The 26,458-nt window shown below is 56.1% G+C and carries 24 protein-coding genes; 9 read left to right on the forward strand and 15 right to left on the reverse strand.

What is annotated here, in order from left to right:
* Positions 1 to 3: 3 nt before the first annotated feature.
* Entirely contained in the window at positions 4 to 105 is a 102-nt protein-coding gene (locus SynPROS91_RS09580) for an adenylosuccinate lyase (RefSeq protein WP_186516340.1), read from the forward strand.
* Positions 102 to 1,493, forward strand: a complete 1,392-nt coding sequence (gene fumC / locus SynPROS91_RS09585; protein WP_186516342.1) for a class II fumarate hydratase — start codon at positions 102 to 104, stop codon at positions 1,491 to 1,493. Before SynPROS91_RS09580 ends, fumC begins: the two co-directional genes overlap by 4 nt.
* Before the next feature lie 5 nt (positions 1,494 to 1,498).
* Here the strand turns inward: fumC and SynPROS91_RS09590 are convergent, their stop codons facing one another.
* A complete protein-coding gene (locus SynPROS91_RS09590; RefSeq protein WP_186516347.1) occupies positions 1,499 to 4,234 on the reverse strand; it encodes an RNA helicase in 2,736 nt (911 codons plus the stop codon).
* 48 nt (positions 4,235 to 4,282) lie between these two features.
* On the opposite strand from SynPROS91_RS09590, the gene SynPROS91_RS09595 reads away from it, so the two are divergent.
* From SynPROS91_RS09595 to bioA, 6 genes are read left to right on the forward strand one after another with little or no spacing between them, the layout of a single operon-like run.
* Positions 4,283 to 5,443, forward strand: coding sequence for an aminotransferase class I/II-fold pyridoxal phosphate-dependent enzyme (locus tag SynPROS91_RS09595; RefSeq protein WP_186516352.1), 1,161 nt, complete (start codon positions 4,283 to 4,285; stop codon positions 5,441 to 5,443).
* Positions 5,444 to 5,449: 6 nt separating this feature from the next.
* A complete protein-coding gene (locus SynPROS91_RS09600) occupies positions 5,450 to 6,175 on the forward strand; it encodes an alpha/beta hydrolase (RefSeq protein WP_186516354.1) in 726 nt (241 codons plus the stop codon).
* Positions 6,172 to 6,927, forward strand: a complete 756-nt coding sequence (locus SynPROS91_RS09605; RefSeq protein WP_186516356.1) for a methyltransferase domain-containing protein — start codon at positions 6,172 to 6,174, stop codon at positions 6,925 to 6,927. The genes SynPROS91_RS09600 and SynPROS91_RS09605 overlap by 4 nt, the downstream gene beginning before the upstream one ends.
* A complete protein-coding gene (bioD, locus tag SynPROS91_RS09610; protein ID WP_186516358.1) occupies positions 6,924 to 7,589 on the forward strand; it encodes a dethiobiotin synthase in 666 nt (221 codons plus the stop codon). Before SynPROS91_RS09605 ends, bioD begins: the two co-directional genes overlap by 4 nt.
* On the forward strand, positions 7,586 to 7,741 hold the full coding sequence (locus SynPROS91_RS09615) for a hypothetical protein (RefSeq protein WP_186516360.1): 156 nt from the start codon (positions 7,586 to 7,588) through the stop codon (positions 7,739 to 7,741). The genes bioD and SynPROS91_RS09615 overlap by 4 nt, the downstream gene beginning before the upstream one ends.
* A gap of 44 nt (positions 7,742 to 7,785) precedes the next feature.
* Complete coding sequence (bioA, locus tag SynPROS91_RS09620; RefSeq protein ID WP_186516362.1) at positions 7,786 to 9,078, forward strand: adenosylmethionine--8-amino-7-oxononanoate transaminase; 1,293 nt, start codon at positions 7,786 to 7,788, stop codon at positions 9,076 to 9,078.
* Positions 9,079 to 9,082: 4 nt separating this feature from the next.
* Here the strand turns inward: bioA and SynPROS91_RS09625 are convergent, their stop codons facing one another.
* The gene (locus SynPROS91_RS09625; RefSeq protein ID WP_370586762.1) at positions 9,083 to 9,319 is read right to left on the reverse strand and encodes a DUF3143 domain-containing protein; all 237 of its coding nucleotides are present in this window, start codon (positions 9,317 to 9,319) and stop codon (positions 9,083 to 9,085) included.
* Positions 9,291 to 9,821, reverse strand: coding sequence for a J domain-containing protein (locus tag SynPROS91_RS09630; protein ID WP_186516365.1), 531 nt, complete (start codon positions 9,819 to 9,821; stop codon positions 9,291 to 9,293). The genes SynPROS91_RS09625 and SynPROS91_RS09630 overlap by 29 nt, the downstream gene beginning before the upstream one ends.
* Positions 9,822 to 9,883: 62 nt before the next feature.
* Here SynPROS91_RS09630 and rsmG point away from each other — a divergent pair, with 62 nt between their 5' ends.
* Positions 9,884 to 10,648, forward strand: coding sequence for a 16S rRNA (guanine(527)-N(7))-methyltransferase RsmG (gene rsmG, locus SynPROS91_RS09635; protein ID WP_186516366.1), 765 nt, complete (start codon positions 9,884 to 9,886; stop codon positions 10,646 to 10,648).
* Here rsmG and SynPROS91_RS09640 read toward each other — a convergent pair.
* The 12 genes from SynPROS91_RS09640 to rpoB form a co-directional block, all read right to left on the reverse strand.
* Positions 10,624 to 11,841 carry an aldo/keto reductase gene (locus tag SynPROS91_RS09640; protein WP_186516371.1) on the reverse strand — a complete coding sequence of 406 codons (1,218 nt, stop codon included), beginning with the start codon at positions 11,839 to 11,841 and terminating at the stop codon, positions 10,624 to 10,626. The two genes, rsmG and SynPROS91_RS09640, sit on opposite strands and share 25 nt — an antisense overlap.
* Before the next feature lie 6 nt (positions 11,842 to 11,847).
* Complete coding sequence (locus SynPROS91_RS09645; RefSeq protein ID WP_186516373.1) at positions 11,848 to 12,285, reverse strand: ferredoxin; 438 nt, start codon at positions 12,283 to 12,285, stop codon at positions 11,848 to 11,850.
* Positions 12,278 to 12,670: a DUF1257 domain-containing protein gene (locus SynPROS91_RS09650; protein WP_186516375.1), complete on the reverse strand. Its 393-nt coding sequence runs from the start codon at positions 12,668 to 12,670 to the stop codon at positions 12,278 to 12,280. The genes SynPROS91_RS09645 and SynPROS91_RS09650 overlap by 8 nt, the downstream gene beginning before the upstream one ends.
* Positions 12,670 to 12,873 (reverse strand): DUF2997 domain-containing protein, encoded by a 204-nt coding sequence (locus SynPROS91_RS09655; protein WP_186516377.1) that lies wholly within the window; start codon positions 12,871 to 12,873, stop codon positions 12,670 to 12,672. The genes SynPROS91_RS09650 and SynPROS91_RS09655 overlap by 1 nt, the downstream gene beginning before the upstream one ends.
* Positions 12,874 to 12,948: 75 nt before the next feature.
* Positions 12,949 to 13,758 carry a HEAT repeat domain-containing protein gene (locus SynPROS91_RS09660; RefSeq protein WP_186516379.1) on the reverse strand — a complete coding sequence of 270 codons (810 nt, stop codon included), beginning with the start codon at positions 13,756 to 13,758 and terminating at the stop codon, positions 12,949 to 12,951.
* 24 nt (positions 13,759 to 13,782) lie between these two features.
* Entirely contained in the window at positions 13,783 to 13,908 is a 126-nt protein-coding gene (locus SynPROS91_RS12245) for a hypothetical protein (RefSeq protein ID WP_255321986.1), read from the reverse strand.
* 32 nt (positions 13,909 to 13,940) lie between these two features.
* Entirely contained in the window at positions 13,941 to 15,704 is a 1,764-nt protein-coding gene (locus tag SynPROS91_RS09665) for a sodium:solute symporter family protein (protein WP_186516381.1), read from the reverse strand.
* A 33-nt stretch (positions 15,705 to 15,737) separates the two neighbouring features.
* Positions 15,738 to 16,778: a 23S rRNA (adenine(2503)-C(2))-methyltransferase RlmN gene (gene rlmN, locus SynPROS91_RS09670; protein ID WP_186516382.1), complete on the reverse strand. Its 1,041-nt coding sequence runs from the start codon at positions 16,776 to 16,778 to the stop codon at positions 15,738 to 15,740.
* Entirely contained in the window at positions 16,775 to 16,927 is a 153-nt protein-coding gene (locus SynPROS91_RS09675; protein WP_186516383.1) for a high light inducible protein, read from the reverse strand. Before SynPROS91_RS09675 ends, rlmN begins: the two co-directional genes overlap by 4 nt.
* A 67-nt stretch (positions 16,928 to 16,994) precedes the next feature.
* The gene (locus SynPROS91_RS09680) at positions 16,995 to 21,092 is read right to left on the reverse strand and encodes a DNA-directed RNA polymerase subunit beta' (protein ID WP_186516384.1); all 4,098 of its coding nucleotides are present in this window, start codon (positions 21,090 to 21,092) and stop codon (positions 16,995 to 16,997) included.
* A gap of 47 nt (positions 21,093 to 21,139) precedes the next feature.
* The gene (locus SynPROS91_RS09685) at positions 21,140 to 23,044 is read right to left on the reverse strand and encodes a DNA-directed RNA polymerase subunit gamma (RefSeq protein ID WP_186516385.1); all 1,905 of its coding nucleotides are present in this window, start codon (positions 23,042 to 23,044) and stop codon (positions 21,140 to 21,142) included.
* 47 nt (positions 23,045 to 23,091) lie between these two features.
* On the reverse strand, positions 23,092 to 26,385 hold the full coding sequence (rpoB, locus tag SynPROS91_RS09690) for a DNA-directed RNA polymerase subunit beta (protein WP_186516386.1): 3,294 nt from the start codon (positions 26,383 to 26,385) through the stop codon (positions 23,092 to 23,094).
* Between the last annotated feature and the right edge of the window lie 73 nt (positions 26,386 to 26,458).

Below are 26,458 nucleotides of genomic sequence, written 5' to 3' on the forward strand. Positions count from 1 at the left end.
TCAATGTTCTGGACTCCCTATGCCGACTGGATTTACGTGGTGGTTAGCGTGAGCGGGATGCTGCTCATCATCGTGCTGGTGCTACGCCCTGAAGCAAAGCCATGACCCAAACAACTAGGACCGAACACGACAGCATGGGGGCCGTCGAGGTGCCGGCTGAGGCCCTTTGGGGGGCACAGACTCAGCGATCTCTCCAGAACTTCGCCATCAGTGATGACCGCATTCCTGTTGATCTGATCCATGCTCTAGCGCAAATCAAACAGGCGGCAGCGATCGTGAACGCTCGCCTGGGGGTGTTGGATGACAACCGACGCGATCTGATCGTGAAAGTGGCGGCTGACATTGCCGAGGGGCGTCACGACGACCAGTTCCCTCTGAGGGTTTGGCAAACCGGTAGCGGCACCCAAACGAACATGAATGTCAATGAGGTGATCAGCAACCTCGTGTCGCAGAGCGAGGGGGAGCCATTAGGCAGCCATCAGCCTGTACACCCCAACGATCACGTCAACCGCTCTCAGTCGACCAACGACGCCTTCCCAGCGGCGATCCACATCGCTGCTGCCGCTGGCATCCAACACCGGCTGTTGCCGGAAGTCCAACGTCTCAGCGAGGCTTTTGCCTCCAAGAGTGAGGCCTGGCAAGACATCGTGAAGATTGGCCGCACCCACCTGCAGGATGCGGTGCCGCTCACCCTTGGCCAAGAAGCTTCGGCCTGGCGCGATCAACTCAGCAGTGCCAGGAACCGAATCGAAACATCACTGCAGGAGCTATTCCCGCTCCCTCTCGGCGGCACCGCCGTTGGAACGGGCCTAAATGCCCCGGAAGGATTCGCCGACCAAGCTGCGACTGAACTGGCGCGCCTGAGCGGCTTGCCCTTGGTCTCGGCTCCGAACAAATTTGCTGTGATGGCAAGCCATGACGGACTGGTGAATGCCATGGGCCAGCTGCGACTCCTCGCGGTGAGCTTGCTAAAGATCGCCAACGATCTCCGTCTGCTCGCCTGTGGCCCCCGCGCCGGCTTAGCGGAACTGCATTTGCCTGAAAACGAACCAGGCAGTTCGATCATGCCTGGCAAGGTAAACCCAACCCAGTGCGAAGCGATGGCCATGGTTTGCACCCAGGTGATCGGCCTCGATGCAGCCGTTGCGATGGCCGGGGCCGGCGGCCACCTGCAGATGAATGTCTACAAACCACTGATCGGCTTCAACCTGCTGCAGACGATCAAGTTGCTCACCGATGCCTGCCACTCCTTCAGGGTGGCCATGGTGGAAGGCATCGAACCCAATCGCAGTCGCATCCAGCGCGACGTGGAGCAATCCCTGATGCTCGTCACTCCGCTGGCACCTGTGATCGGTTACGACAAGGCCAGTGCAATCGCTAAGTACGCCCACGAGCAGGGATCAAGCCTGCGCGATGCGGCCCTAGAGCTGGGCTATGTCAGTGCAGCGGAGTTCGACCAAATTATTGACCCTGCGGCCATGACAAACCCTTGACCCGCTCAGGCAGCCCGTTCAGTCGCTGGATTAAGACCGCTGGATTCGGCAGCCGCGGCCTTGAGCAGCTGGTCAGCCTCGGCAACCGGGAAACGATTGATCGCGTTTAAGGCCAAACGGGCGTTCTTGCGCAGCTGCTCACTAATCGCCTCGCAGTAGGGCACCTGGGCCAGTAGATCCACCGTGCGCCGCATGATCCGCACCACATCGCCTTCATCCAAAGAGGTGTTAGCAATCAGATCATTCCAGGTTGTCCCCTTGGCCCAAGCCTCCACCAATCCCATCAATTCAGGCTCCCACCAAGCTGGCACCACCACCTTGAAGCGCTCCTGAGCCCTTAGAAGCTCCCGACGGATCCCTGACAAATCATGCAGGGCCTCTTCCGCAAGAGGAGGCACCGGAAATGCGCTCCAAAGATCTGGGCGATTCACCTCCGTGCTGATCGCCTCAAACACTGCGGCCAGTTCTGCCGGAGGCAACTCATCGAGATGACCGCTCATCAGTGCCAGGCCTAGCCAGAGCTCGTTATCGCCACGAAGAGCGGCAACGGTGCGACCGATCTCCGTTGGTTCCAAGTCATCCAGGCAGCCAAAGTGCCGCAGAATCTCAATGAGCGCCAAAAATGTCTCCCAGTGCCGGTTCGAACGGTGATGGAGCAATTGCTGGCGCTCATGAATTTCATGCTCCAGATCTTCCATGCGACGCCGGTGCTTCTTGAGTTGCTTGCGATCTCCCCAGCGATGCGCCGGATGCCCCTCAAGTTGATCTTCCAACTCCTGGACTAGGCGAACTTGAGACAACACTTCGCCAGCCAAGTCGTACTGAGCTGTGGTCATGTCATGACGACGTGCCATATGCGCCACCGCCAAAGCCAAAGGGCCACTGTCCTGATCTCCGTGACGGAGCTCACCGGAACGGCTGAGATCAGGCGACGTCACGCCATCAACTTGCAAACAGCTCAATTCCGCATGGAAACTCACGACCCCCTGACAGGGCAACAGGATCCAGACGTTGTCCAGCGTTAAGCAAAGCAGCAAGGGGAACTGCCCCGGGCCATCGCATTTCTCCACGATCACTGCAGGTGTTACGCCTCCACGCAGCCGAGGAGATTTAAGGCTTACCAACGTTCCAACGCTTGCGAACTGGAGGGCAATCGTCAGTTCGTGGGCCAGGGATTCTTCAGCCTGCTGCTGAAGAATCCTGAGCAGACGCCTCTCCTCGCGAAGATGGCCACGCTGTTTTTCGTATTCCTCAAAGTCTTCCCAAGGCACATCACCGGCCGTGCCTTGCAGTTGGGCCAGCTGCATCCGCAACTCACCCAAATGTTCTTCCTCCTCCACCAAATCCAAACTGGCGAGATATCGGCCAAAGCTGCGCTCCACCAGCTCTCTTGCCTTCGCTAAGTCATGACGCTGCAAGAGGTTGAGCACCATGCCGTAGCTGGGGGTGAATTGACTCACCAACGGATCAGAAGGGCTCGTGGCCAACTGAGCTGCCTCACGCACCCCCTCAAATCGACTCTGAACGGTCACCACATAGCCCTGCGTGTCTAAGCCGCGACGGCCCGCGCGACCAGCCATTTGCAGGAATTCACTGGCCATTAAGGGGCGATGACCCCGTTCCGTGCGCTTCGAGAGCGATGCGATCACAGTGCTGCGCGCCGGCATATTGATCCCCGCCGCCAACGTTTCGGTGGCAAACACCACCTTCACCAACCCCTGCTGAAATAACTCCTCGATCAGCTCTTTCCAAGCAGGCAGCACTCCGGCGTGATGGGATGCAATCCCGCGCAGCAACGCATCCGCATGCAAGCCATCGCGCACAGCCTCAGGATTTGCGGCTGTATAAGCATCAAGCCGCTCGCGAATGATGACTTGCTCGGCGTCCGTGACTAAACACTGCACCCCAAGGTCGCGAACAGCCTTGTCACAACCACGGCGACTGAAGATGAAATAGATCGCGGGGAGCATCTCCCGTTGCGCCATTTGGGCCACAACAAAGCTGATGGGAGGTGCCTCCGGCTGAGGCGGCCTTGGCGAGCGACCTTTGCGTTTGTGCCCTTTTGGAGCACGCCAAACCTTGCAATTGGGATGAATTCCAGTCCCTTCTTCATTCAAAAGTGGATGGAGCCCCTTGGCACTACAAAAACTGAACTGCAGGGGCACCGGACGAAAATCACTAAGCACCAAACGCGTCGGGCCGTGCACCTTCTCAATCCAATCGGTGAGTTGGCCCGCATTGGCAACGGTGGCGGATAACGCCACCAATTGGACTGAAGGTGGACAGTGGATGATCGATTCTTCCCAGACGGTGCCCCGCTGAGAATCATTCATGTAGTGGCACTCATCGAGCACGACCGACTCCACATCGGCAAGCGGATCGTCATGCTCATCCACTTCGGCATAGAGCATGTTGCGGAAGATCTCGGTGGTCATCACCACCACTCGAGCCTCACGGTTAACGCTCAGGTCACCCGTCATCAAGCCAACATTTTCTGTTCCAAACTGTTCGCGAAAATCGCGCAACTTTTGATTGGATAAGGCCTTAAGAGGCGTTGTGTAAAACACCTTTTGGCCATGGGCAATCGCCCGATGAATGGCGTACTCGCCTACCAGCGTCTTGCCAGATCCCGTGGGCGCACTCACCACAACGGAATGCCCTTGATTCAAGGCATCAATCGATTCCAACTGGAACCCATCCAAAGGGAATGGAAACAGCTGGGAAACATCCGGTGACACCATCGTTGGATCCTAGGGATTGCGCGAGCAGGGAGCAGCAAACTGAACAACATGAGCAACCCGTCTCAAGCACGTCGACGTCAACTCCGCACATGGAGGCCCAACCCTGATGGATCAGGGCTGCTTCCGGTCAATGCGACCGATCAAGGCGATGAAGCGCAGCGTTGTCTGGTGGATTTAGCCAGCAATGATTACCTCAATCTGGCTCAGCACCCAGAGCTCATCGCGGCAGCAACAGAAGAAATCAAGCGCAGCGGTGTGGGAGCCGGTGGGTCCCGGCTAGTGAGCGGTAGCCGCCCGGTGCATGACCAACTCGAACACCAGCTAGCGCAGTGGTTAAACCGAGATCGCGTTCTGCTCTACCCGAGCGGATTTCAAGCCAATCTTGCCGCCGTTCTTGCACTCGCCGACCGCCATACGCCAGTCCTGGCGGACCGGCTCTGCCATCACTCCTTGCTCACGGGAGTCCAAGCCAGTGGTGCGCGGCTTCAGCGCTTTGCCCACAACGACCTCATCGATCTCAACGACAAGCTGAAGCGCTGCAGGGATCGGCACCCAGGACACCAACCGCTGGTGATCACGGAAAGCCTGTTCAGCATGGAGGGCACCAGTCCCAACCTGAGCGCCATGGCAGAGCTCTGCTCCAGCCACGCTGCCCGACTCCTGGTTGATGAAGCCCATGCCCTGGGCGTCCTGGGAGAGGGGGGACGTGGTCTTAGCCATGCCCTTCCGCACAAGGCTGTGACCATGCTCAGTGGCACTTTTGGAAAGGCCTTTGGAAGTGGTGGAGCGTTTCTCGCCTGCGATGCAGACCTCGGCGACACCCTGCTCCAAACCAGTGGCGCCTTTCGCTACACCACGGCATTAGCACCATCCCTTGCCGCAGCGGCTCTCGCAGCATTAACGCTGATGCAACGCCATCCCTATTGGTCGGAAGAGCTCATAGCAACCAGCCAACATTGGCGCTCCGCTCTCGCTGCCGCTGGATGGACGCGTCCAGGCGGAACAGGTCCGATTCTCCCCCTGGTGATCGGTTCAGACCAAGCAGCTCTTGATCGCCAACAAAACCTTGAAGACGCTGGGTTATTGAGCATTGCCATCCGCCCCCCCACCGTTCCCGAAGGAACAGCCCGACTACGTCTGGTGGTGCGTCGGCTCCTTCCCGATGGGACATTGGACGCGCTGCTTCAATCCCTCTCTCGGAGCTGTTAGGTCCTGATGAAACAGGTCATCGCTATGCACGGCTGGAGCGGAGACAGCCATTCATGGGTGCCCTGGATCCGGCATTTCACGCATCACCATTGGTCTTGGCAAAGCGGTGAACGTGGTTATGGCAAGCGCCAGGAGCAGATGCCCTTTTGGCAAGACGATCAAGATCCAATAGAAGTGCAACGCCGCGTGGTGATTGCCCACTCCCTAGGCCCGCATCTGCTCCCGGATGCCGTGTTCACCAACGCCACTGATGTGGTGTTGCTGGCAAGTTTTTCCAGATTTGTGCCGCAAGGAGCCAAAGGTCGTGCTCTCAATACCGGCTTGAAGAGCATGCGCCGCTGCCTTGGTAGCGACGCTGAAGCCGAGATGCTCACAACCTTTTTGACGCGAGCGGCAGCACCATCGCCACCAGTCGGCCTCCCACGCGGCCCCATCCATGAGGGACTGTCGAGCGAGGGCCGTCAACGCTTAGCCGACGACTTAGATCGACTGATCGCAAGCGCAGAGTTACCGCTAGGGCTACAAGCAACAAGCAGAGTGCTGGTGGTAGAGGCAGAACAAGACGCAATCGTGGTGCCAGCCGCCAGACAAGAGCTGCGCGATGCAGTTCAGACCCGACTGCAACGTCCAGCAGAGCTCTGGTTAATGCCCGGTAGTGGGCATGCACTGTTGGTGCCAGATCTCTTGATGCGCATCCAGCGATGGCTTGATCAGCTCCCTGGAAAGCGATGAGCAACACCTGGGGGGCAAAGGTTCTACAAAGCTTCGATGGCGCAGCAACCCAATACAACCGGGCAGCCCATCTGCAAACGGCCATGGCCTGGCGACTAGCAGGGCACTGCCAGAGACTCCCCATTCCAGCAGGTCGATGGCTGGATCTCGGGAGTGGAACGGGATTGCTTGCCGATGCCATCGAACAACGGAACCCCGGCAGGGTGGTGGAACGCATCGATGGAAGCCCATCCATGCTGGCCCGCAGCTCCCGTCCAGACCACACTCAGCTGTTGGATTTAAATCAGCCCCTCCAATTCTGGGATGACGCTCCGACGTTGATCGCCTCAAGTTTCTGCCTGCACTGGTTGTCCGATCCCGGTACAAGACTGCAGCACTGGTTCGAGTGTCTGGCACCAGGTGGCTGGTTAATCGTGGCGCTGCCAGTTGAAGGCTGCTTCCCGCAGTGGCACGCAGCGGCCCGCCAAGCGGCAGTCCCCTGCTCGGCCCTGCCCTTCCCAACAACCAAAGCGTTGCTGGCCTCGATTCCCAAACAGCAGATCAGGCAACAACAGCAGCTCAACTTCAGCGAACAAGCCAGCCACATCACGGCTCTCTTGCGGCCGATGCAAACCATTGGCGCCGGCACCAGCACCCGCTCAGCTCTCAGCGTGAAGCAATGGCGTCAGCTCAGCGCCCACTGGCCTAAGCGATCTGCTGAAGGGCAAGTCAGATTGACCTGGTTGATCCAACTCCTGGTGATCGAGCGATGAACACGCCTCCCCTTCGGTTGGTGATTTGCGGAACTGACACGGATGTCGGAAAAACCATCGTGAGCGCCCTCTTTGTTCAAGGCTTAGAAGCCACCTATTGGAAGCCAGTCCAAAGCGGAACGGAAGGCGGTGGTGATCGTCAACGGGTGATCGATCTGCTGGAGCTTCCAAAGGAGCGCTGGCAACCAGAAGCTTATGCATTTCAGGCTCCTGTTTCACCGCACTGGGCTGCTGAACGAGAGGGGCGATGCATTGATCCCGAGCAGCTCCAGTTGCCAGCCATCGATGGACCCTTGGTGGTAGAGACCGCTGGAGGCTTGATGGTGCCACTCACACGCCACTGGCTGCAAATCCAACAGCTGGAACGCTGGCAGCTTCCAGTGGTGCTGGTAGCCCGCAGTGAGCTGGGCACCTTGAACCACACGCTTCTCAGCCTGGAAGCACTGAGAAGACGGAATATTCCGATCCTTGGGCTAGTGATGAATGGCCCTTCCCATGCCGACAATCCCCGCACCCTGAACGAACTCGGCGACGTCCCTTTGCTCTGCGAATTACCACCGTTAGAGCAACTGAATGCCGCGGCCCTTGCCAAGCAATGGCATGTTCAGAACGTGAAAGCTAAGGTCGAAACCGAGATCAATCGTTTATGGGCTTCGAGATGAATCGCCGTCAAACCGGAGTCGCTGTGGCTGTTGCCCTCCTTTGCGCAGGAATTTTGGTGTTATTCACTGATATTGAGGTTGGGATTGTGCGTTGGGTCAACTGTGGCCCGATCGCCACGGAATCAGAACAAAACAGTGAAGTGTGCCGCTGAGCTCAGCAGAGACGAATTCATCCACTGGCAGCTGTGACGACGACGTGCCTCAGAACCATCATCCCCACCTCTGGCCTCCGTTTACCCAGGTCTCGACAACGCCTCCGTTAGAGAGGGTGCTTCGAGGGGATGGTGCTCTTCTTTACCGCGATGAAGGGCCTCCATTAATCGATGCGATTAGCAGCTGGTGGGTCACCTTGCATGGCCACGCCCACCCTCATGTCGCAGAAGCAATCGCTCGTCAGGCCGAGACCCTTGAGCAGGTCATTTTCGCTGAATTCACCCACCCTCAAGCAGAACGTCTCGCCGATCGCTTAGCAGCCAAAACCGGATTGGAGCGAGTCTTTTTCTCCGACAACGGCTCCACCGCCGTGGAGGTGGCACTCAAAATCGCCATTCAGTGGTGGCATAACAAAGGAGAGCCAAGACAGCAGATCATCGCTTTCGATGGCGCTTATCACGGAGATACGTTTGGAGCGATGGCCGTCGGAGCACGCAGCCTTTTCAGTGAACCCTTTGACCCACTGTTGTTCCCGGTCGCCCGCATCCCATGGCCAGCGACTTGGTGGGACGACGATCACGTCGAACAGCATGAACAAACAGCACTGAACCAGCTCGAAGAAGCCCTCAAGACACCAACCGCTGCTGTGATCCTCGAGCCGCTTGTTCAAGGCGCCGGCGGAATGAGCATGGTGCGTCCAACCTTTCTTCAAGAAGTGGAAAAGCGCGTTCGCAACGCTGAAACCTTGTTGATCGCCGACGAAGTCCTTACTGGCTTTGGGCGTTGCGGCGATTTTTTAGCGAGCCAACGGGCAGGCGTCAAAGCCGATCTCGTCACGCTATCCAAAGGACTAACCGCTGGATTCCTTCCGATGGGAATCACCATGGCAAGCGGCGCCGTATTCGACGCCTTCGTTGGCAAGGATCCGAGCTTGACGCTTTGGCATGGCCACAGTTTCACCGCCAACCCCCTGGGTTGCGCGGCAGCGAACGCCAGTCTGGATCTACTCGAAGCAGAACCTGACAAGTACCTGGGGTTCGAAGCGAGGCATCGATCGCGCTTAGAGGTATTGGCACGCCACCCAGGAATCAGGCGTGTGCGCTTGACGGGGACCATCGCAGCCTTTGATCTCGTGGTCACCGACCAGGAGGGCTACCTGAACCCTGCAGGCAAAGTATTGCGCCGGCTGGCGAGAGAACGGGGTGTACTGGTAAGGCCTCTCGGCCAAGTGGTGTACCTGCTTCCACCGCTTTGCATCAGCGATGAGCAGCTCGATCACTGCTATTCCGTTCTCCAAGAAGCGCTCGACCTTCTGCAAAAACAAGCAACCAGCTGAGCCCTCAGGGACCCAGCCGCAGGGCCGCCTCGACGTCAGCTCGAGACAGTCCGTAGGGGAACACACAGGGGCGAGGCGCTTCATTTGGGCTCCAGATCACCGCGAGATCCGTTTGTTGCAGCCGGATCTCAGCCGTCCATCCCTGTTCCTGCCATGACCAGCCACACGGATCATCGTCTAGTCGCTGCGCTCCAAGCTGCTGGAGCCAAAGCTCAAGAGCCTGCAGCGAATGCTGATTCAAAGGAGTTTCTGCTGGAGGCATCGACACCATCAAGGACATCCCTAATCAACGGCTCCTCTGGAGTCTGCTCGGCCACCAGCCAACTGGGCTGAACCTGAAGCTCCATACCCCGACTCCAGGCCACCCCGACTCCCAGCAATAAACACAAAAGCAAGGCCCCGAGCAACATCAACAGCGATAACCACTCCCCTCCTGAGAGTGGTCGTCGCTCACCAATCGCCGTTGGAGAAGACATTGCAGGGGAAGGCAGCGGAGCATGCTGCTGTTGCCAGAGCTGATCCTGCTGGATTAATTGAGCGTCATAGAGCCGACGCAACGAGGGATCAGACAAATGGTCATAGGCCTCACGTAACAGCTGGAATTGGCGAGCTGCTTCCGAGGCCGGCAACGTCGTGGTGTCGGGATGAACTGACTTACTGAGACGTCGAAAGGCGCGGCGCAAGGTCTCGGGGTCGACTCCACGGCCTACTCCTAACCGTTCGTAATGGGTCGAGGCCGACATCACGTCCTGTTCGAACCGAATCACGAAGGTGCATTGTAGGAAGAGTCGCTGCCCTGGCAGCCATGCCAGAAGCAAATAGCTTTTCTGATGCCGGGCCTGACCTATGGCACTGCCTGGGCTGGCAGCCCAATGACACCCAGCTCTCTCAACTCAAAGAGCTGCAAGTCTTGCTGCGCGATTGGAACAGCAGGGTCAATCTCACCCGATTGGTGGAAAACGAAGAGTTCTGGATCGCCCAGGTCTTTGACAGTCTTTGGCCGCTCGAACATGAGCTACGCACCCCAGATCTGACGCGTCGCTGCATCGATGTAGGCACTGGAGGCGGGTTTCCTGGTCTCGCAGTCGCCATCGCCCTCCCCGGTACCACTCTCACCCTTGTCGATTCAGTCGGCCGCAAAACTGCGGCAGTGGAAGCCATGGCAAACGCGCTTGGGCTAGGCAATCGCGTGGACGTCCGCACCGAGCGCATTGAGATCACTGGTCAGGAGCGGTCCTGTCGTGGGACGTTCGATTTGGCGATGGCCAGAGCCGTGGCCACACCCCCCGTCGTGGCGGAGTATCTCGTTCCCCTTCTGGCCGATCAAGGCCAGGCTCTGCTCTATCGCGGCCACTGGAGTCACGACGACGAAGCCAACCTGAAACGAGCCTTGGTTCCTCTTAAAGCCAAACTTGCGGACTGCAAGCAGATCAACCTGCCGGCTGGCCGGGGGTTGCGCACCTTGGTTCGCATTGAACCCTTGGCACCGTGCCCCAAGAGCTATCCCCGACCCGTTGGTCTACCCAGCCGTCTTCCCCTTGGTGATCAGGCAGACGACAAACGTTCCTGAGGAACGCCACCTACCCGTTCCTTTAAACCCCTCAGCAAGCCTGGGATCGTTTCAGACCAGGGACTTTGGTTCAAAACATTGCGAAGGTCTGTCTCGCTGATCTCCTGATCCAGGGCATCGGCATTGGCACCAGGGGCCCAATGTCCTGCATGACCAAGAATTCCATAACGCGCCCTGGCATACCCCTCGAGGTCCCAAGCCTCAATCAAATTGTGGAGCCAGAGCAAAACGGGAAGATTGATACCTCCAGGAGTGTCTTTCCAATGGGGCAACCCTTCACGCCAGGTCATCAGCCAAGGCTCACCAAGGGCCTTTAGAGCTTGCGTCTGCAACCGATCTTGAATCGGGGCGATGAGCGCGCCAGCTGTATCGAGTTGACGCACAGCTTCGAGATGAAGATCGAGGTCACTTGGCCTGGATGCACCAACACTGATGGTGTGAACGCGTGGATCACGCAGGCAAAACAGATCGTTAAACACGATCGGGTGAAGGGGGGCGCAGAGCTGTTCCAACAGCAGCGAAGGGGTATGCAGATGGCCACCTTTATCGGTGGGACTAATGATGAACACACCCATGTCATGGCGTTGGGCTGCGACCAACGCTGGTTCGTTGTCTTGCCGGATGTAGTACCAATGCAAATTCACATAATCGAAGGCATCAGAGTTGATCGCAGCTTCGATGACACTGGTTTCACCATGGGTCGAGAAGCCCACATGGTCGATACGGCCCTCTCGCTGCCAGCGGCGCACCACCTCCATACAGCCGCCTGGTCGCAGCGTTTGCTCCAAATGATCCAACCTGTTGATCCCATGAATCGCCAGCAACTCGATTCGCTGAACGTTTAAACGCTCCAGACTCAGTTCGAGCTCGGCTTCAAACAGCGCCGGGTCATCCCGGGGGGGCACCTTGGTTTGAAGGATGCGATCTGGATCAGGCGAATGGGGGAGAGCCCAGCCAAGTTGCCGCTCAGAGCTGCCGTAATGACGCGCTGTTTCCAGATGGTGAAACCCAAGCTCCACCGCACGGTGAAGAGTGTTTTCCACCGTGTGTTGAGCCTCCTGAGTAATCACGTCAGCCTCAAGATCCGACCAACTTTGCTGAAACCTCATTCCCCCTAGGGAAAGAACAGGCATGGCCAGCTCTGTGCGACCAAAGCGTCGTGTTGGCAAAGCCTGGGAAGCGATTGATGCCATCGCAGTTCAGTGTTGCGGCTGCCGAGGAAGAATCCGTCGTGGGCGAGCAGGTGAGGGCAAACCGAGTGGAAGAAGCTCCTGAGAATCAAGCTGATCTTGTAGTCCCTTGAGGTCATCAAAGGCAACCCAGTGAATGCAATCCACAGGGCAAGTTTCTATCGCCTCTTGAATCCGCTCAGAACTGTCCCCGTCCTGGCGAATCGCTCGGGAGCGCCCCAAATTGGGCTCGATAATGAAGGTATTGCAGGCCACATGAGCGCAGTATCTGCAACCAATACAGACAGCCTCATCAACCCAGACAGCTTTTTCAGAGAGGGCACCACCCAGAACGGGTTCCATGCCAGTGGATTGAGAATCCTCAAGAGAGGAAGCGCTATAGGCAACAGCGGGATTACCGAGCGAGTCGTTCACGAATTGATCCCTAGCCCGCTGCGAATCAGGCATCCCAACGGGTCACGACAAGTTCAATCGATCCATCCTGGCAATCACGCTGCTCGGCAACCTCAAAGCCCTCAGTGAGGGAAGCCTTCAACACCGTGTTGAGGGCGTAGCGCTGCGTCAGGCGGGACAAGAATCGTTCGATCGGCATGGACTGGCGCCACAAATCCAGGTCGGTCACAAACTCATAGGCACCATTGGCTTCATTCCAAACGAAACCGAAATCAGCAGAGTCCTGAAGGGTGACTGCCAATTCAGCTTCTACGGTTTGGCCGCGATAACCACGGACAGGATGGCCTCCCTGTTTGGGCTCGTAACCAAGGTCCTCAAGGGCGGAGACCAAGTGCTCACGCTGGCGAAGTTCCGTTTTGACAGTACTGAAATGGGACATCAGGAGGGCTCGACGAACTGTGACTGGGACTGGGTTTGGGTTGTGACGTAGGCATCAGACGTTGGCTGACGGCGTTCCACCGTGCCTAAGGCTGATTCCAACCGTTCCGTCAATTGCAGACAAGCGTCACCTTCAACGCCTTCCACTTGTTCCTCGACGCGGCCGTCAGGACGAATTCGGAAACGAAGCGTGCGCTCAGGCATGCACCACACCCAACAATGAACAGATGTTAAAGGTGAGAACGCGAATCCGAGGGAGGCTCGTGTTAGTTCGTCCTATCAGCTGAACAATCCCTCATCCATCAAAGTTTGGAGTCGATCCAAAACATCAGGGGATTCCATCTGCTCAAGAGCCGTGCGGGCTTCATCGCGAACAGACCTCTCGCCATCTTGCAAAAGCGCACGCACAAAGACCTCAATCACCTCGAGGCGACGGGGTTCAACAAGATGCTCAAGCAGGCGGTCGAGAGCCCAGATGCAATTGCTTCGCACCACAGATTCACTGTCGATTCGCAAGCTAATCAGCAACTGGCCAGCCGCCGGATCTGCCTTTGCCGCAGAGGTCACGCCAGCCTCAGCAAGAGAAACCGACGCCCACAAGCGCACAGCCGCCACATCGGTCTGCAAAGCGCGAATCAAGGGATTCAGCACGGGTGCATCGGGATAATTCCCAAGACTCCAGGCCGTGGCTTTCCGCACATAGGCATTGCTGTCCTCTTGCAGCAATTTAAGGAGGGGTCCCACAGCAGGGGGGGATGGATTCCGACCGAGGGCGTAGACGGCGCTCATGCGCACAACGGGGCACACCTCGTGCAAGAGAGGCAGCAGCAGCGGAACCGAACGGGGATCTCGATGTTCACAAAACACGCGCAACCCTTGGAGCCGCTGGTCATGTCCTTGCTGCAGCCAATTCAGAGCCTCATCACACTGACGAATGGCCCCAAGGGCATCCTGCTCAGGATCGTCGAGATCGATTTCTTCGAGGGGATCACCCACCTGTTCAGCTTCGAGCTCACGGGCGAGCACATCCGGATCGATGGCCAGATTGGCCACACGTGATTCACGATCCAGGGGCGGGCGATCGGTCATGGCGTTGATCGTAGAAGCATCAGGTCAACTGACCGGAGCTGGCGCAAGCATGTCACCAGGCAACCAGATGCGTGCACTCACCGCAAACAGAGCGAGGCCAAATAAAGCCACGATCAGAACAGGAAGAATGGTGCTGCGAAAAAAACTCACGGTTCTAGTTTTCAATCCATTGTGAAGGGTCACTAAACGGCAAGACGCGAATGCCGCCCTCGCAAAAGGAGAGAGAGGGACACAACCGTAAGGATTAAACCGGACCAACCTGCTGCTTGCTGGTGCAGAAGGAATGCACCCGAGCCAAGCAGCGCCCCAAACAGAACACAACTACTCAGCACAAACCGAGTAAGGAGATCTCGCAGCGATTCAGATGCCTCCACCTCACAGCGCCGCCGCCAACGACTCCAGCCAGGCCCTGGGGGCTGAACGCGCTGCACGAACCGCTCAAGCACCTCCGCTGACTCCGGGGGAGTTATCAACATCACCACCACCCAAACCACTGCCGTGATGGCAGTGGTGACCATCAACCTGAGCCCGTAGTCCGAAATTTGAAGAACGGGAATCACAGACGTGGCCAAGCCAACAAAAAATCCACACACCATCGATGACAGCTCTGCAGCCGCATTAATTCGCCACCAGAACCAACGCAAGACCAGGACCACACCAGGCCCTGTACCGATCGCGATCACAAGTCGGAACACGGTACCGATGCTGTCACTAATCAAAGCCGTTAACACCCCTAACACCAACAAAAGAACGCTGGTGGCCTGTCCAACCAAAAGCAGCTCTTTCTGCGAAGCATCAGGCCTCACAAAACGCTGATAGAGGTCATGGGTGAGATAGCTCGCACCCCAGTTCACAGAGGTGCTGACCGTGCTCATAAAGGCAGCTACTAAGGAAACCACCACCAGACCAAGAACCACAGGCGGGAGGTAGGCCACCGCCAGAGCCGGATAACTCAACTCCCAATCAGCCTGATCGGGCAACAACACCAGAGCCGCTAGGGCCACCAAAACCCACAACCAGCTGCGCAGCAGGTAATTCACCACAAGAAACACCCAGCCAGCCAACCGCGCCTGACGCTCATCACGGGTGGCAAGCATCCGTTGAATGAATTCACCCCCTCCATCACTGCGCCGAAAACTCCACCACTGCACCGTGAGGTAGGCCAAGAAGGTGGAAGCACTGATGCCAGCTCCTCCAATCCAATCGAATCCAGAGTCAGTCCAGCGCCAAGGGACAAGCGACAACACCTCGGGACGACCCAAATCGTTGAGGCTGGCAAGCAGAGCATCCATCCCGCCAGCGGCATGGATGGCAGCCCAAGCCACAGCCAGAGCCCCCACCATCGCCAAAATCAATTGCACAAAATCAGTGATCACAACGGCCCAAAGGCCACCGGCCGCCGTGTACACAAGAACCAAAACAGCCACAATCGCCAACAACAGCACCGTGTCGGGAAGACCGCCGAGTGCTGGCAAGGGCTGATCGGACACAATCCCTAGCGCTTGCACCACCTTTCGCATGGCCAAGAACGCATAGCCGATGCCGATGCAATTGATCGGAAGGGCCAGCAAAAAGGCTTTCGTGCCTCGCAGCCAAGCCGCTGTGGCTCCTCCGTAGCGGAGTTCTGTAAAAGCAGCGTCTGTCATCACGCCGCTGCGCCGCCAAAGGGGCGCAAATATCACAGCCATCGCCACATGAGCAAGACCGAACCCCCACCACTCCCAATTCGCTGCCAGGCCTCTGGTGCCGACCAAGCCCGCCACATATAAGGGTGTATCGATGGAGAAGGTGGTGGCGGCCATCGAAGCGCCTGCCAACCAACCGCTCAGGCTGCGTCCAGCAACGAAATAATCCTCTTCCCCCTGATTGCGTCGAGCTAGCCAAAGCCCGAGAAACAAAGTGCCGATTAAATAAAAGACCAGCAAAAACCAGTCAATCGGTGCCATCGGATCCAATCAAGTCTGCTTTCGCAGTCTCCTCTAAGACCGTCGATTGCGACGCAATTGTCCACAAGCTGCATCCTGATCCAAGCCGCGGCTAGCTCGCAAACTCACAGCAACACCACGACGCTCCAGAACGCGCCGAAAACTCTCAATTCTCTGCGCTGTAGGTCGCTGAAACTCCTCTTCCTCAATGGGGTTGTAGGCAATCAGATTCACGTGGCTCTGAAAGCCACCCACCCGATCAGCGAGTTCGGCTGCGTGGTGCGGATGATCATTGACCCCACCCAGCAGGATGTACTCAAAACTCACCCGCCGACCCGTCTTTTGGAGGTAGTAACGACAATCATCCAGAAGTGCGTCGTAGGGATAGGTCTTCGCCGTAGGAATCAACTCCTCTCTCAACGCTTGATTCGGCGCATGAAGGCTTACAGCCAAGGTGAACTGAGCCCGCCCCAACTGTTTGAGGGCTAAGTCAGCAAGCCGAGGAAGGGTATGCGGCACTCCAACGGTGCTCACTGTGATCCGACGTTGGCCAATGCCCAGATCGTCATTGATGCAGCGAATGGACTCGAGCACAGCCTCAATGTTGAGCAAAGGCTCACCCATACCCATAAACACCACATGAGAGGGACGACGCTCCATCACCTCTCGGATACTGAGCACCTGGGCAACAATTTCATGGCCGGCTAGGGAGCGTTGCAACCCTCCTTTACCAGTGGCGCAAAAACGACAGGCCATCGGGCATCCGACCTGGCTTGATACACAAACCGTGAGGCGTTGATCGGTAGGAATACCAACCGTTTCCAAGGTTTCGCCGTCCTCGGTGCCCAACAGCAATTTGGTGGTGGCATCAGCTGCCACCCGTCGCTCTTGCTCATGCAAACGCCCTACCGACACCCCCTCCTCTTGAAGGGATGCACGCCAAGCCTTGGGAAGCACCGTGATCGCTTGAAGATCCCGAGCCCCTTTGGCGTAAAGCCAATCATGGAGTTGCCGGCCTCGAAATGCGGGCTGGCCCTGAGCAACAGCCCACTCTTCCAGTTCGGACTGGCTTCGACCGAGAAGCGCGCTGATCACCAGATCAACAAGCCGTGACCGATTTTGAACTCCACAACCAAAAGGGCAATGAAGCCGAGCATGGCGGCACGACCGTTGAGCTTTTCAGTGTGGGTATGGAACCCAAAACGGGGAAGTGTCCGCTTTGGGATCAAGGAGGGCTCAATCATGAGCGACACCTGCAAGGAGCAACAGTTTGAAGCGGCAAGCACCGCTCATGCGAAGGAAAGCGAAGAATCATTCATCGCTTAGGAGACCTTGCTCCTGCAGATTCTCCACAGCAGCTGGGTCAAGAACCTGCTCTTCTGCAAGCTCGTTATCGGCATCTGGACGGGCAAAGGCAGCAAAATTGCTGGCCTCAGCCTCAATGCCATGGCGGCTGCGGGTGGCCTCTAGGTCTGCGGCGCTGGGATCGTCCAGCAAAGCCGTTGATTTAGCGGCAGGAGCTGCCGGCATATCAACGGTGTAATCAGGGCGAAGATTCTGCATACGGCGATAACCGGCAGGATCTTCCGAGAGGATATCGGGATGAGGACCTGCTTCCGCTCTTAACTCCTCTTCAAAACCGCTGAAGCCTGTACCTGCAGGAATCAAGCGACCGATGATCACGTTTTCCTTGAGACCACGTAACCAATCGCTCTTGCCCTCAATCGCTGCTTCAGTAAGCACACGCGTGGTTTCTTGGAAGGAAGCCGCAGAGATGAAGCTATCGGTATTGAGCGATGCCTTAGTAATACCAAGCAAAACCGGTGTGAATTCGGCAGGCGCTCCACCCGTGATCGACATCGCCTGATTGGTATTTTCCACCTGGCGGAGTTCGATCAACTCTCCGGGGAGAAGCGTGGTATCCCCAGCATCCTCGATCCGAACTTTGCTGGTCATCTGGCGAACAATCACCTCAATGTGCTTGTCGTGAATCGACACTCCCTGCGACTTGTAGACGTTCTGGACTTCGGTCACAAGACGATGCTGAAGCTTGGCAATCGCTTCCTGAGCCGCGTCCATTAACGGCTTACGGCTGCGCAGGTCCTCAAAGAAGCACTCAAGCAACTCATGGGGGTTGATTGGACCGTCAGTCAGAAGTTCGCCGGCGTTCACCTGCTGGCTATCACTCACCATCACGTTCCGACCAAGAAGGATCGGGTATTCAGCGATCGCATCGTCGGATTCGATCACGGTCACCGTGGTGAACTCATCATCTTCTCCCTGTTTGATTTCAACGGTTCCTGGCTTTTTGCAAAGGATCGAAGACTCACGGGGACGCCTCGCCTCAAGTAACTCCTCAATACGAGGTAGACCCTGAACAATGTCACCGGTTTTCTGACGTTCAAAGACCAGAAGGGCCAAGCCATCACCGCGCTGGACAAGATCTCCATCGCCAACATGCAACAGCGAGTCGGGCGAAATCATGTAAGGACGCCCCAAACGCATGGTGACGGAACTAGCACTCACCTGCTCCACTTCGCCACAGCAATCTGAGGGCTGCCCCTTCGCAAGCTCTTCACCATCCACCAAGCGCTGTCCCACGGTGACGACTGGGGCCCCAGAGGTCTTGATGGTGATCGTGTCCTCAGGCCTTTCAACGATCAAACGTCGGACGGGCTCCTCTTCTGTGGCTTCTGGCATCTCAGCGACACCAGGCTGCTTGCAAAGAATCTGCGTGGTTGCAACCAAATCACCCGCCTTAATGGACTGTCCGTCTTCCACCTGGAGTTCAGTGTGAGTGGAGCCATGGCTGGAGTCGGAAATGGTGTCACGACGCACCAAAATGCTTTCCAGAATCACGAGCTGGAGACGCTCAAGCGTTTTGGCCCTCTTATCGGGAATCGCTTCCACATCCACAGTCATCTGTGGAGTGGTGTCAAACGTTTCCAAAATCAATTGAGTTCGCAGCAACTCCACCCCTTCAACCGATTTAACCAACTCGTTGTCTTTAAAGGCCAAACGTTGCGTCGCTTTGATCCCGAGATGGGGTCCATTCGGCTGCTTGACATGACCCAAATCAGGAAGCTGGGCCTCATTGGGGATGGTGTATTCCTCCACAGGACGGAGCAATAGGCCAGTGCCCTCAGGGGTTTCAACTGCCTGAACAAACACCATGGCATCGGAACTGATGCCCTTGGCGATCGCTTCGCCTGGATTCACCATGACGCCATCGCCCTGGAAACGCTCGAGCGCTTTCTTCTCTGTACAGAGATGAAAACTGCCGCTGCGAACAATAATTTCGCGAAGAATATCGTTCTTCTGAGTCACACTCACGATGCCTGCGGTCTGGCTGAAAATGTCCTTCACCACTTCGGTGCCGGCTTCAATCCATTGACCGTCAGTAATCATCAGCAAAGAAATATCTTTGTTGATTTCATGCGTTTCCTGAGGGATCCACAACAAGGTGCCTCCCTTATTGACCTCATAACCATTTTTGGCAGAACGAGCTTTCTTAATTGCAAGTCCCGGTGCAAATTTGACCAATCCACCGGTTTGTGTCCGGAAGCGATCATCTGAAAGCTCGGCTACAACTTCTGCATTGCCTATTTTGCTTCCAGGAATGGTGTTGAGGCGATAACGCGTTCCATCCTTGGCTTCCAGATTCCAGATCTCACCAGCGTGGGTTGATTCGCCGAGAAGTTTGAAATCTCGAAGCGTCATTGACGTAGTAACGATCTGCACCTCACGCGAATCACCCAAGGCTTCGCGCAAGCGAATTGCACCGCCATATTCACTGGCCTGACTGGCTTCAGCCAACACTTGAGCCTCGATGACGGAGCTACCAGACGAGACCACAGGGCGTGCGTTTGGCGGCAAGTTGTACACATCACCAGCAAGAACCCACATCCGGCCCAGCCGCTGGGCTTTGTGAGTGATGTTGCCCTGCCTATCAGTCACCTCGCGGGGCTGAATGGTGGGGTCATAGCTGACCTGACCAGCCAGGTCGCAAATCACATCTTTAGTTGCTTTCTCAACGCTCTTCTGTACGGCACCAGCCGCAATTGTTGCAACTGTCACGTCAGAGGCGATCTTCTGACCGTCATCGACAAACAGAAGCGAACCATTGGTGATTTCGATCTTCTGTGCCTTACCACTTCCGCTGGGCTTAATCGTGAGCGAGAAGTCCACATCGGACTGCTGTGCATTCACACCATGGGGTGTGCGATAAGGACGAACTCTTGCTTTCGATCCAAATTCAACGGTGCCTTCCAATTTTGAGCGCACCACGCCACTCTCAGCCGTTGACACACCACCGGTGTGGAACGTTCTCATGGTGAGCTGGGTACCAGGCTCGCCAATGGATTGAGCGGCGATGATTCCAACCGCTTCGCCCAAATCAACGAGGTGATTATGGGCAAGAGCCCAGCCGTAGCACTTGCGGCATACGGAACGATTGGCTTCACAGGTGAGCGGTGAACGAACCATCAGCGCAGAGACACCGGCAGCCTCAAAGCGTTTTGAGAGAGGTGGATCGATTTCGCTGTTGCGCTCAGCGATGACCTCACCATCAGCTCCAAGCACCTGATCAGCGGTCAATCGTCCGACCAGGCGATTGCCAAAACGACCGTCCTCTGCCTTAACCATGATCGAACGCATGGTGCCGCAGTCGTCCTCACGAACAATCACGTCTTGGGCGACGTCCACCAAACGGCGGGTGAGGTAACCGGAGTCAGCCGTACGCAGCGCCGTATCCACCAATCCCTTACGGGCTCCATAGGAGGAGATCACGTACTCCGTGACCGTGAGTCCCTCTCGGAAATTGGTGCGGATCGGAAGGTCAATGATCTCCCCCTGAGGGTTCGCCATCAGACCGCGCATGCCCACCAGCTGCCGGACTTGGGACATATTGCCCCGAGCCCCAGAGTTGGCCATCATCCAAACCGAGTTGAGCGGATCGTTGTCGTTGAAGTTCTTTTTGACAGCATCAACTAAACGCTCGTTGGTCTCAGTCCAGGTGTCGATCACCTTGGTGTGACGCTCAACCTCTGTGATGACACCGAGCCGGTAGGACTCCTCCGTCTCCGTAATCAGCTCTTCAGCCTGAGCGAGCAGATCTTTCTTTGCAGCGGGAACCTTGAGGTCATTCACCGAAATTGAAACGGCAGCCTGGGTGGCGTACTTGAAGCCCAGATCCTTAAGTTGATCCGCCATCGACGCGGTAGCAGCCGTTCCGTGATTCTTAAAGGCCCATGCAACAAGGTCCTTCAGGGCCTTCTTATCAACAACTCGGTTGCGGAAAGGAGGCGGAGTTTTGGCTAGTGCTCGAGATTTGGCATGAGCAGCTGCTGCTGCCTTAGCAGCCTTGGCGGCTTTAGCAGACTTGCGGGATTTGGAGGGAGTAGAGGTCATGACAGCGCTTGAAACAGAAGGAAAGGGAAGGCTTTATGGGAGGGGCTTCAGGTGGCTGCCACCGCGTCGATGATCGTGTGATTCATCACCACACGTCCAACGGTCGTCAGGATGTAACGGCTAATCAGAGCGCCATCTTCGTCAAAGCGGTCACGGCGATAGGTCCATTGTTCAAAACGAGTGCCGTCGCTGAGGGTCTCGCTTTTGATCGGCTCTTCACGCTCATCTTCATCCTCAACCTCACCGTTAAAACGAACCCAAACCCAATCATGCAAGGTGATTCGGTTGTCTTCAAAAGCATGAATCACATCTTCCAGGCTGGAGTATGTGCGGGAGCGATCACCAAATTCAATGGGATGCATGTGGGGCTGCAAAGCCGTTAGGTAATAAGAACCCAGCACCATGTCTTGGGATGGCGTGATGATCGGATCACCAGTAGCTGGAGACAGAATGTTGTTGCTCGCCAACATCAACATGCGTGCTTCCGTTTGTGCCTCGATAGCGAGTGGCACGTGAACGGCCATCTGGTCTCCGTCAAAGTCAGCGTTGAACGCTGGACAAACGAGGGGGTGAAGTTGGATCGCTCGGCCATCAACCAGCTTGGGTTCAAAAGCTTGAATCCCTAGACGGTGGAGTGTGGGGGCGCGATTCAGCATGATTGGGTGACCATCGATCACCTCCTGCAAGACCTGCATCACTTCATCATCGGCGCGCTGAATCAGCTTTTTCGCTGCCTTGATGTTGTTAACGATGTTTTGACGAATCAGGCGATGAATCACAAACGGCTGGAAGAGCTCGATTGCCATCTCCTTAGGCAAACCGCACTGGTGCATCTTCAGCTTGGGTCCCACCACGATGACGGAACGACCGGAGTAATCAACACGCTTGCCAAGCAAGTTTTGGCGGAAACGACCCTGCTTGCCTTCAATAATGTCGCTCAGTGACATAAGCGGACGATTATTAGCTCCAACAACAGTTCGACCACGTCGGCCGTTGTCGATTAGGGCATCAACCGCTTCTTGCAGCATCCGCTTTTCATTGCGAACAATGATTTCAGGAGCAAGAATTTCCTGAAGGCGGGCGAGACGGTTATTGCGATTGATAACCCGTCGGTAGAGGTCGTTAAGGTCAGAGGTCGCAAAACGACCACCATCCAGCTGCACCATTGGGCGCAGATCTGGTGGAATGACAGGGATGGCATCCAACACCATCCATTCAGGGCGGGCGTTGGTGGCTATGAAGTTATCAATCACACGCAGGCGCTTAATCAACTTGGCGCGTTTCTGCCCCTTACTACCAGCAATCTCCTCACGTAATTGTTCAGCAACAGCATTGAGTTGGAGATCCTCAAGCAGCTGCTTCAGCGCCTCAGCACCAATTCCAACGACGGGTTCATTTTCAATTTCTGAATCTTCTGCATAAATCTCGTCTTCAATTTCAAGCCACTCATCTTCCGTGAGCAATTGCTTGTACTTCAGGTCTTTGTGATCACCCGCATCCAGAACCACATAACAGTTGAAATAAACAATCTGCTCAACATCCCGCAGGGGCATATCCAAAAGGATGGCCACATAACTGGGAATTCCTTTCAGGTACCAAACATGGGAGACGGGCGCCGCCAACTTGATAAAGCCCATGCGGTGACGTCGCACCCGACTCTCTGTGACCTCAACACCACAGCGCTCACAAACGATGCCGCGGTGACGGACTCGCTTGTACTTACCGCAATGGCACTCCCAATCCTTGGAGGGACCAAAGATCTTTTCGCAGAACAAGCCGTCCATCTCCGGCTTGAGCGTGCGGTAGTTGATGGTTTCAGGCTTGGTCACTTCTCCAACCACCTGTCCATTCGGCAAGGTGCGCTGACCCCACTCCATGACCCGATCGGGTGATGCGAGTGTGATCTTGACGTAGTCGAAGTGGTTCTCTGTACGCAGATTGCTGTTGGTCATTGGCGTTTAAGAAAGAAGGCGGTTGTGTCGTTTCGTTCGTTGATCCGTCAGTCCTCGTCGTAATCCGCGACGCCTAGGGATTCATACGTGGGCCTGCTTGGGGTACTGCGGCGTGGATTCACGTCTTGCATCAGATCCACTTCCTTGCCCTCATCGGTGAAGACAGCGATATCCAAGCCAAGAGACTGGAGTTCGCGCATCAGCACCTTGAAGGATTCGGGTGTTCCTGGACGTGGAATCGGCTTGCCTTTCACGATGGCGTTGAGAGCTTCGTTGCGTCCCTGCATGTCGTCTGACTTGACCGTGAGCAGTTCCTGCAACGTGTAGGCGGCGCCGTAGGCCTCGAGCGCCCACACCTCCATTTCACCCAAACGCTGGCCACCTTGCTGGGCCTTACCACCCAATGGCTGCTGAGTCACCAAGGAGTAAGGGCCGGTGGAGCGGGCATGGATCTTGTCGTCCACGAGGTGGACCAACTTCAGGAAGTGGGAATATCCAACTGCCACAGGTTGGTCAAAGGGTTCACCAGTCCGGCCATCTCTCAGCAGGAGTTTTCCTGGATCTTCCGGGTTGTAAATCCAATCTTTTCCTGGCTGACTCGCCGCTTCCTTGAGATAAGCCTGAACAGTTTGTTGAGACTTCTCAGCGCCATACATCTCGTCGAAGGGAACGATTTTGACGCGGCAATCAAGGTTGTGAGCAGCCCAACCCATTAGCAACTCGAACACCTGCCCCACGTTCATGCGGCTCGGCACCCCTAGGGGGTTCAGGACGATGTCCACTGGCGTGCCATCAGGCAAGTAGGGCATATCTTCACGGGGAAGAATGCGGCTGATGATGCCCTTGTTGCCGTGGCGACCAGCCATTTTATCGCCAACCTGAATTTTGCGACGCTGGGCGACATACACCCTCACCACCATGTTGGCGCCAGGGGGTAATTCGTCACCCTGTTCACGGGTGTAGATCCTTACGTCAACAACACGACCACGCTCAGTGCTGGGGACGCGCAGAGAGTTGTCGCGGACGTCACGTGCTTTCTCGCCAAAAATTGCACGCAGCAGTTTCTCTTCAGGGGGTTGATCAGATTCACCTTTCGGCGTGACTTTGCCGACCAGGATGTCTCCACTCTCTACGAAGGCACCGATACGAATAATCCCCATCTCATCGAGATTACCGAGACTTTCTTCGGCAACATTGGGGATTTCACGAGTGATCTCTTCAGGACCTAATTTGGTCTGACGAGCCTCAATCTCATACTTCTCAATGTGAACGGAAGTATAAAGATCATCATTAACCAAACGCTCACTTACAAGGATCGCATCCTCATAGTTGTATCCCTCCCAGGGCATGTAAGCGATCAGGACATTCTGGCCAAGAGCAATCTCTCCGCCTTCACAGGCTGAACCATCCGCAAGAACTTGCCCGATAATGACCGGATCACCCTGTCGGACAATGGGGCGCTGGTTCAGGCAGGTGTCTTGATTGGAGCGCTGATATTTCTGCAGAAAATGCGTGTGGTCGTAGCCCTCTTCATCACGCACCACGATCGCCGTGGCGTCAACAAAGGTGACGGACCCATTCACGCGGGAGATTGGGACCATGCCCGAGTCACGGGCCACCTGAGTTTCCAGGCCAGTGCCAACAAGAGGTCGCTCTGGACGGAGCAAAGGCACCGCCTGACGCTGCATGTTCGAGCCCATCAATGCACGGTTGGCGTCGTCATGCTCCAGGAAAGGAATCAGTGACGTTGCCACCGAAATCACCTGAACTGGTGACAGCTGCACATAATCGACTTGCTCAGGCGGAACTTTTTCGAAGTCCTGCCTGTAACGAACGGGGATGAGCTCAGCCAAGATTTGGCCATCCGCATCGGTTGCAACGTCACCGGGAGCGACGCGACACTCATCTTCAAGGTCAGCAGAGAGGTAGATGGGGTCTCCGCTCTTTTGAACGACTCCGTTCTCGACCCTCCAGAACGGAGTTTCGATGAAGCCATATTCATTCACTCGGGCATGGGTAGCCAGAGAGTTGATGAGACCAGCGTTCGGGCCTTCTGGAGTCTCAATCGGGCAAAGACGACCGTAATGAGAAGGGTGAATGTCTCGCACAGCAAAGCCCGCGCGTTCACGGGTAAGGCCACCTGGTCCAAGAGCCGAGATCCTGCGCTTGTGCGTGAGCTCAGCCAGAGGATTCGTCTGATCCATGAACTGGCTCAACTGACTGGAGCCGAAGAACTCTTTGATCGCCGCGACAAGTGGCTTGGGATTCACCAATTGAGCAGGGGTGAGTGAGTCGGTTTCACCAACAGTCATCCGCTCCTTGATAATCCGCTCAAGACGATTCAAGCCAACGCGAACCTGGTTCTGAAGAAGATCACCAACAGACCGAACGCGACGATTACCCAGGTGATCGATGTCGTCAAGGCTTGCGCCACCCACATCAAGTTCGAGATTGATGAGGTAGTCGAGGGTCGAAAGAACATCCTCATGAGTGAGGGTGCGGACCGAATCGGGAATCGTGAGCCGCAGCTTTTTATTGATCTTGTAACGGCCCACACGTCCAAGGTCGTAACGCTTGGGGTCAAAGAAGCGGGTCTGCAATAGCTGCTGGCCACCGCTCACAGAGGGTGGTTCACCTGGACGCAACTTTTTGTAGAGCTCAAGGAGCGCTTGATCCTCGGAACTAATGCCTTCGTCGTTAGCGGCCTCGATCGATTTTTTATAGAACTCGGGGTGCCTGAGCTTATCGACAACATCGTTGTCGGAAAGTCCCATCGCACGCATCAAAACATGAGCGTTGATTTTGCGTGTTTTGTCGACACGAACATGCAATAGATCATTTTTATCCGTCTCAAACTTCAACCAAGCCCCACGGTTGGGAATCACGCTTGCGTTGTAAGTACGACGACCGTTCTTATCCTGCTCATCCTTGAAATAAACTCCAGGGCTACGAACGATCTGGTTAACGATCACCCGCTCAGCACCATTAATGATGAACGTTCCACGTTCAGTCATTAATGGAAGTTCTCCAATAAAAACTTCTTGCTCCTTGATCTCGCCGGTTTCTTTATTAACCAAACGACAAGTTACATACATCTGAGACGCGAAGGTCGCATCACGACGTTTTGCCTCTTCCACATCATGGCGAGGACGCTTCAGGCGATACTCACTGCCAACGAAGTGCAGCTCCAGCTTGCCGGTGTAATCCGTAATGGGTGAGAAACTCTCCAGCTCCTCGATCAGGCCCTTATCCAGAAACCACTTAAAACTTGCCCTCTGCACCTCCACCAGATCGGGCAGGTAGGTGACGGTCTTGGCGACTTGAATCGCGCTGCTGCTCATGCGGAGACCTGCAGTTGAAAAGTGGGAACAAAGGCCTGAAGGATCGTCAACTATTCAAAAATCAAAATCTCGT

It is taken from the genome of Synechococcus sp. PROS-9-1 (assembly GCF_014279775.1).
Taxonomy (GTDB): Bacteria; Cyanobacteriota; Cyanobacteriia; order PCC-6307; family Cyanobiaceae; genus Synechococcus_C.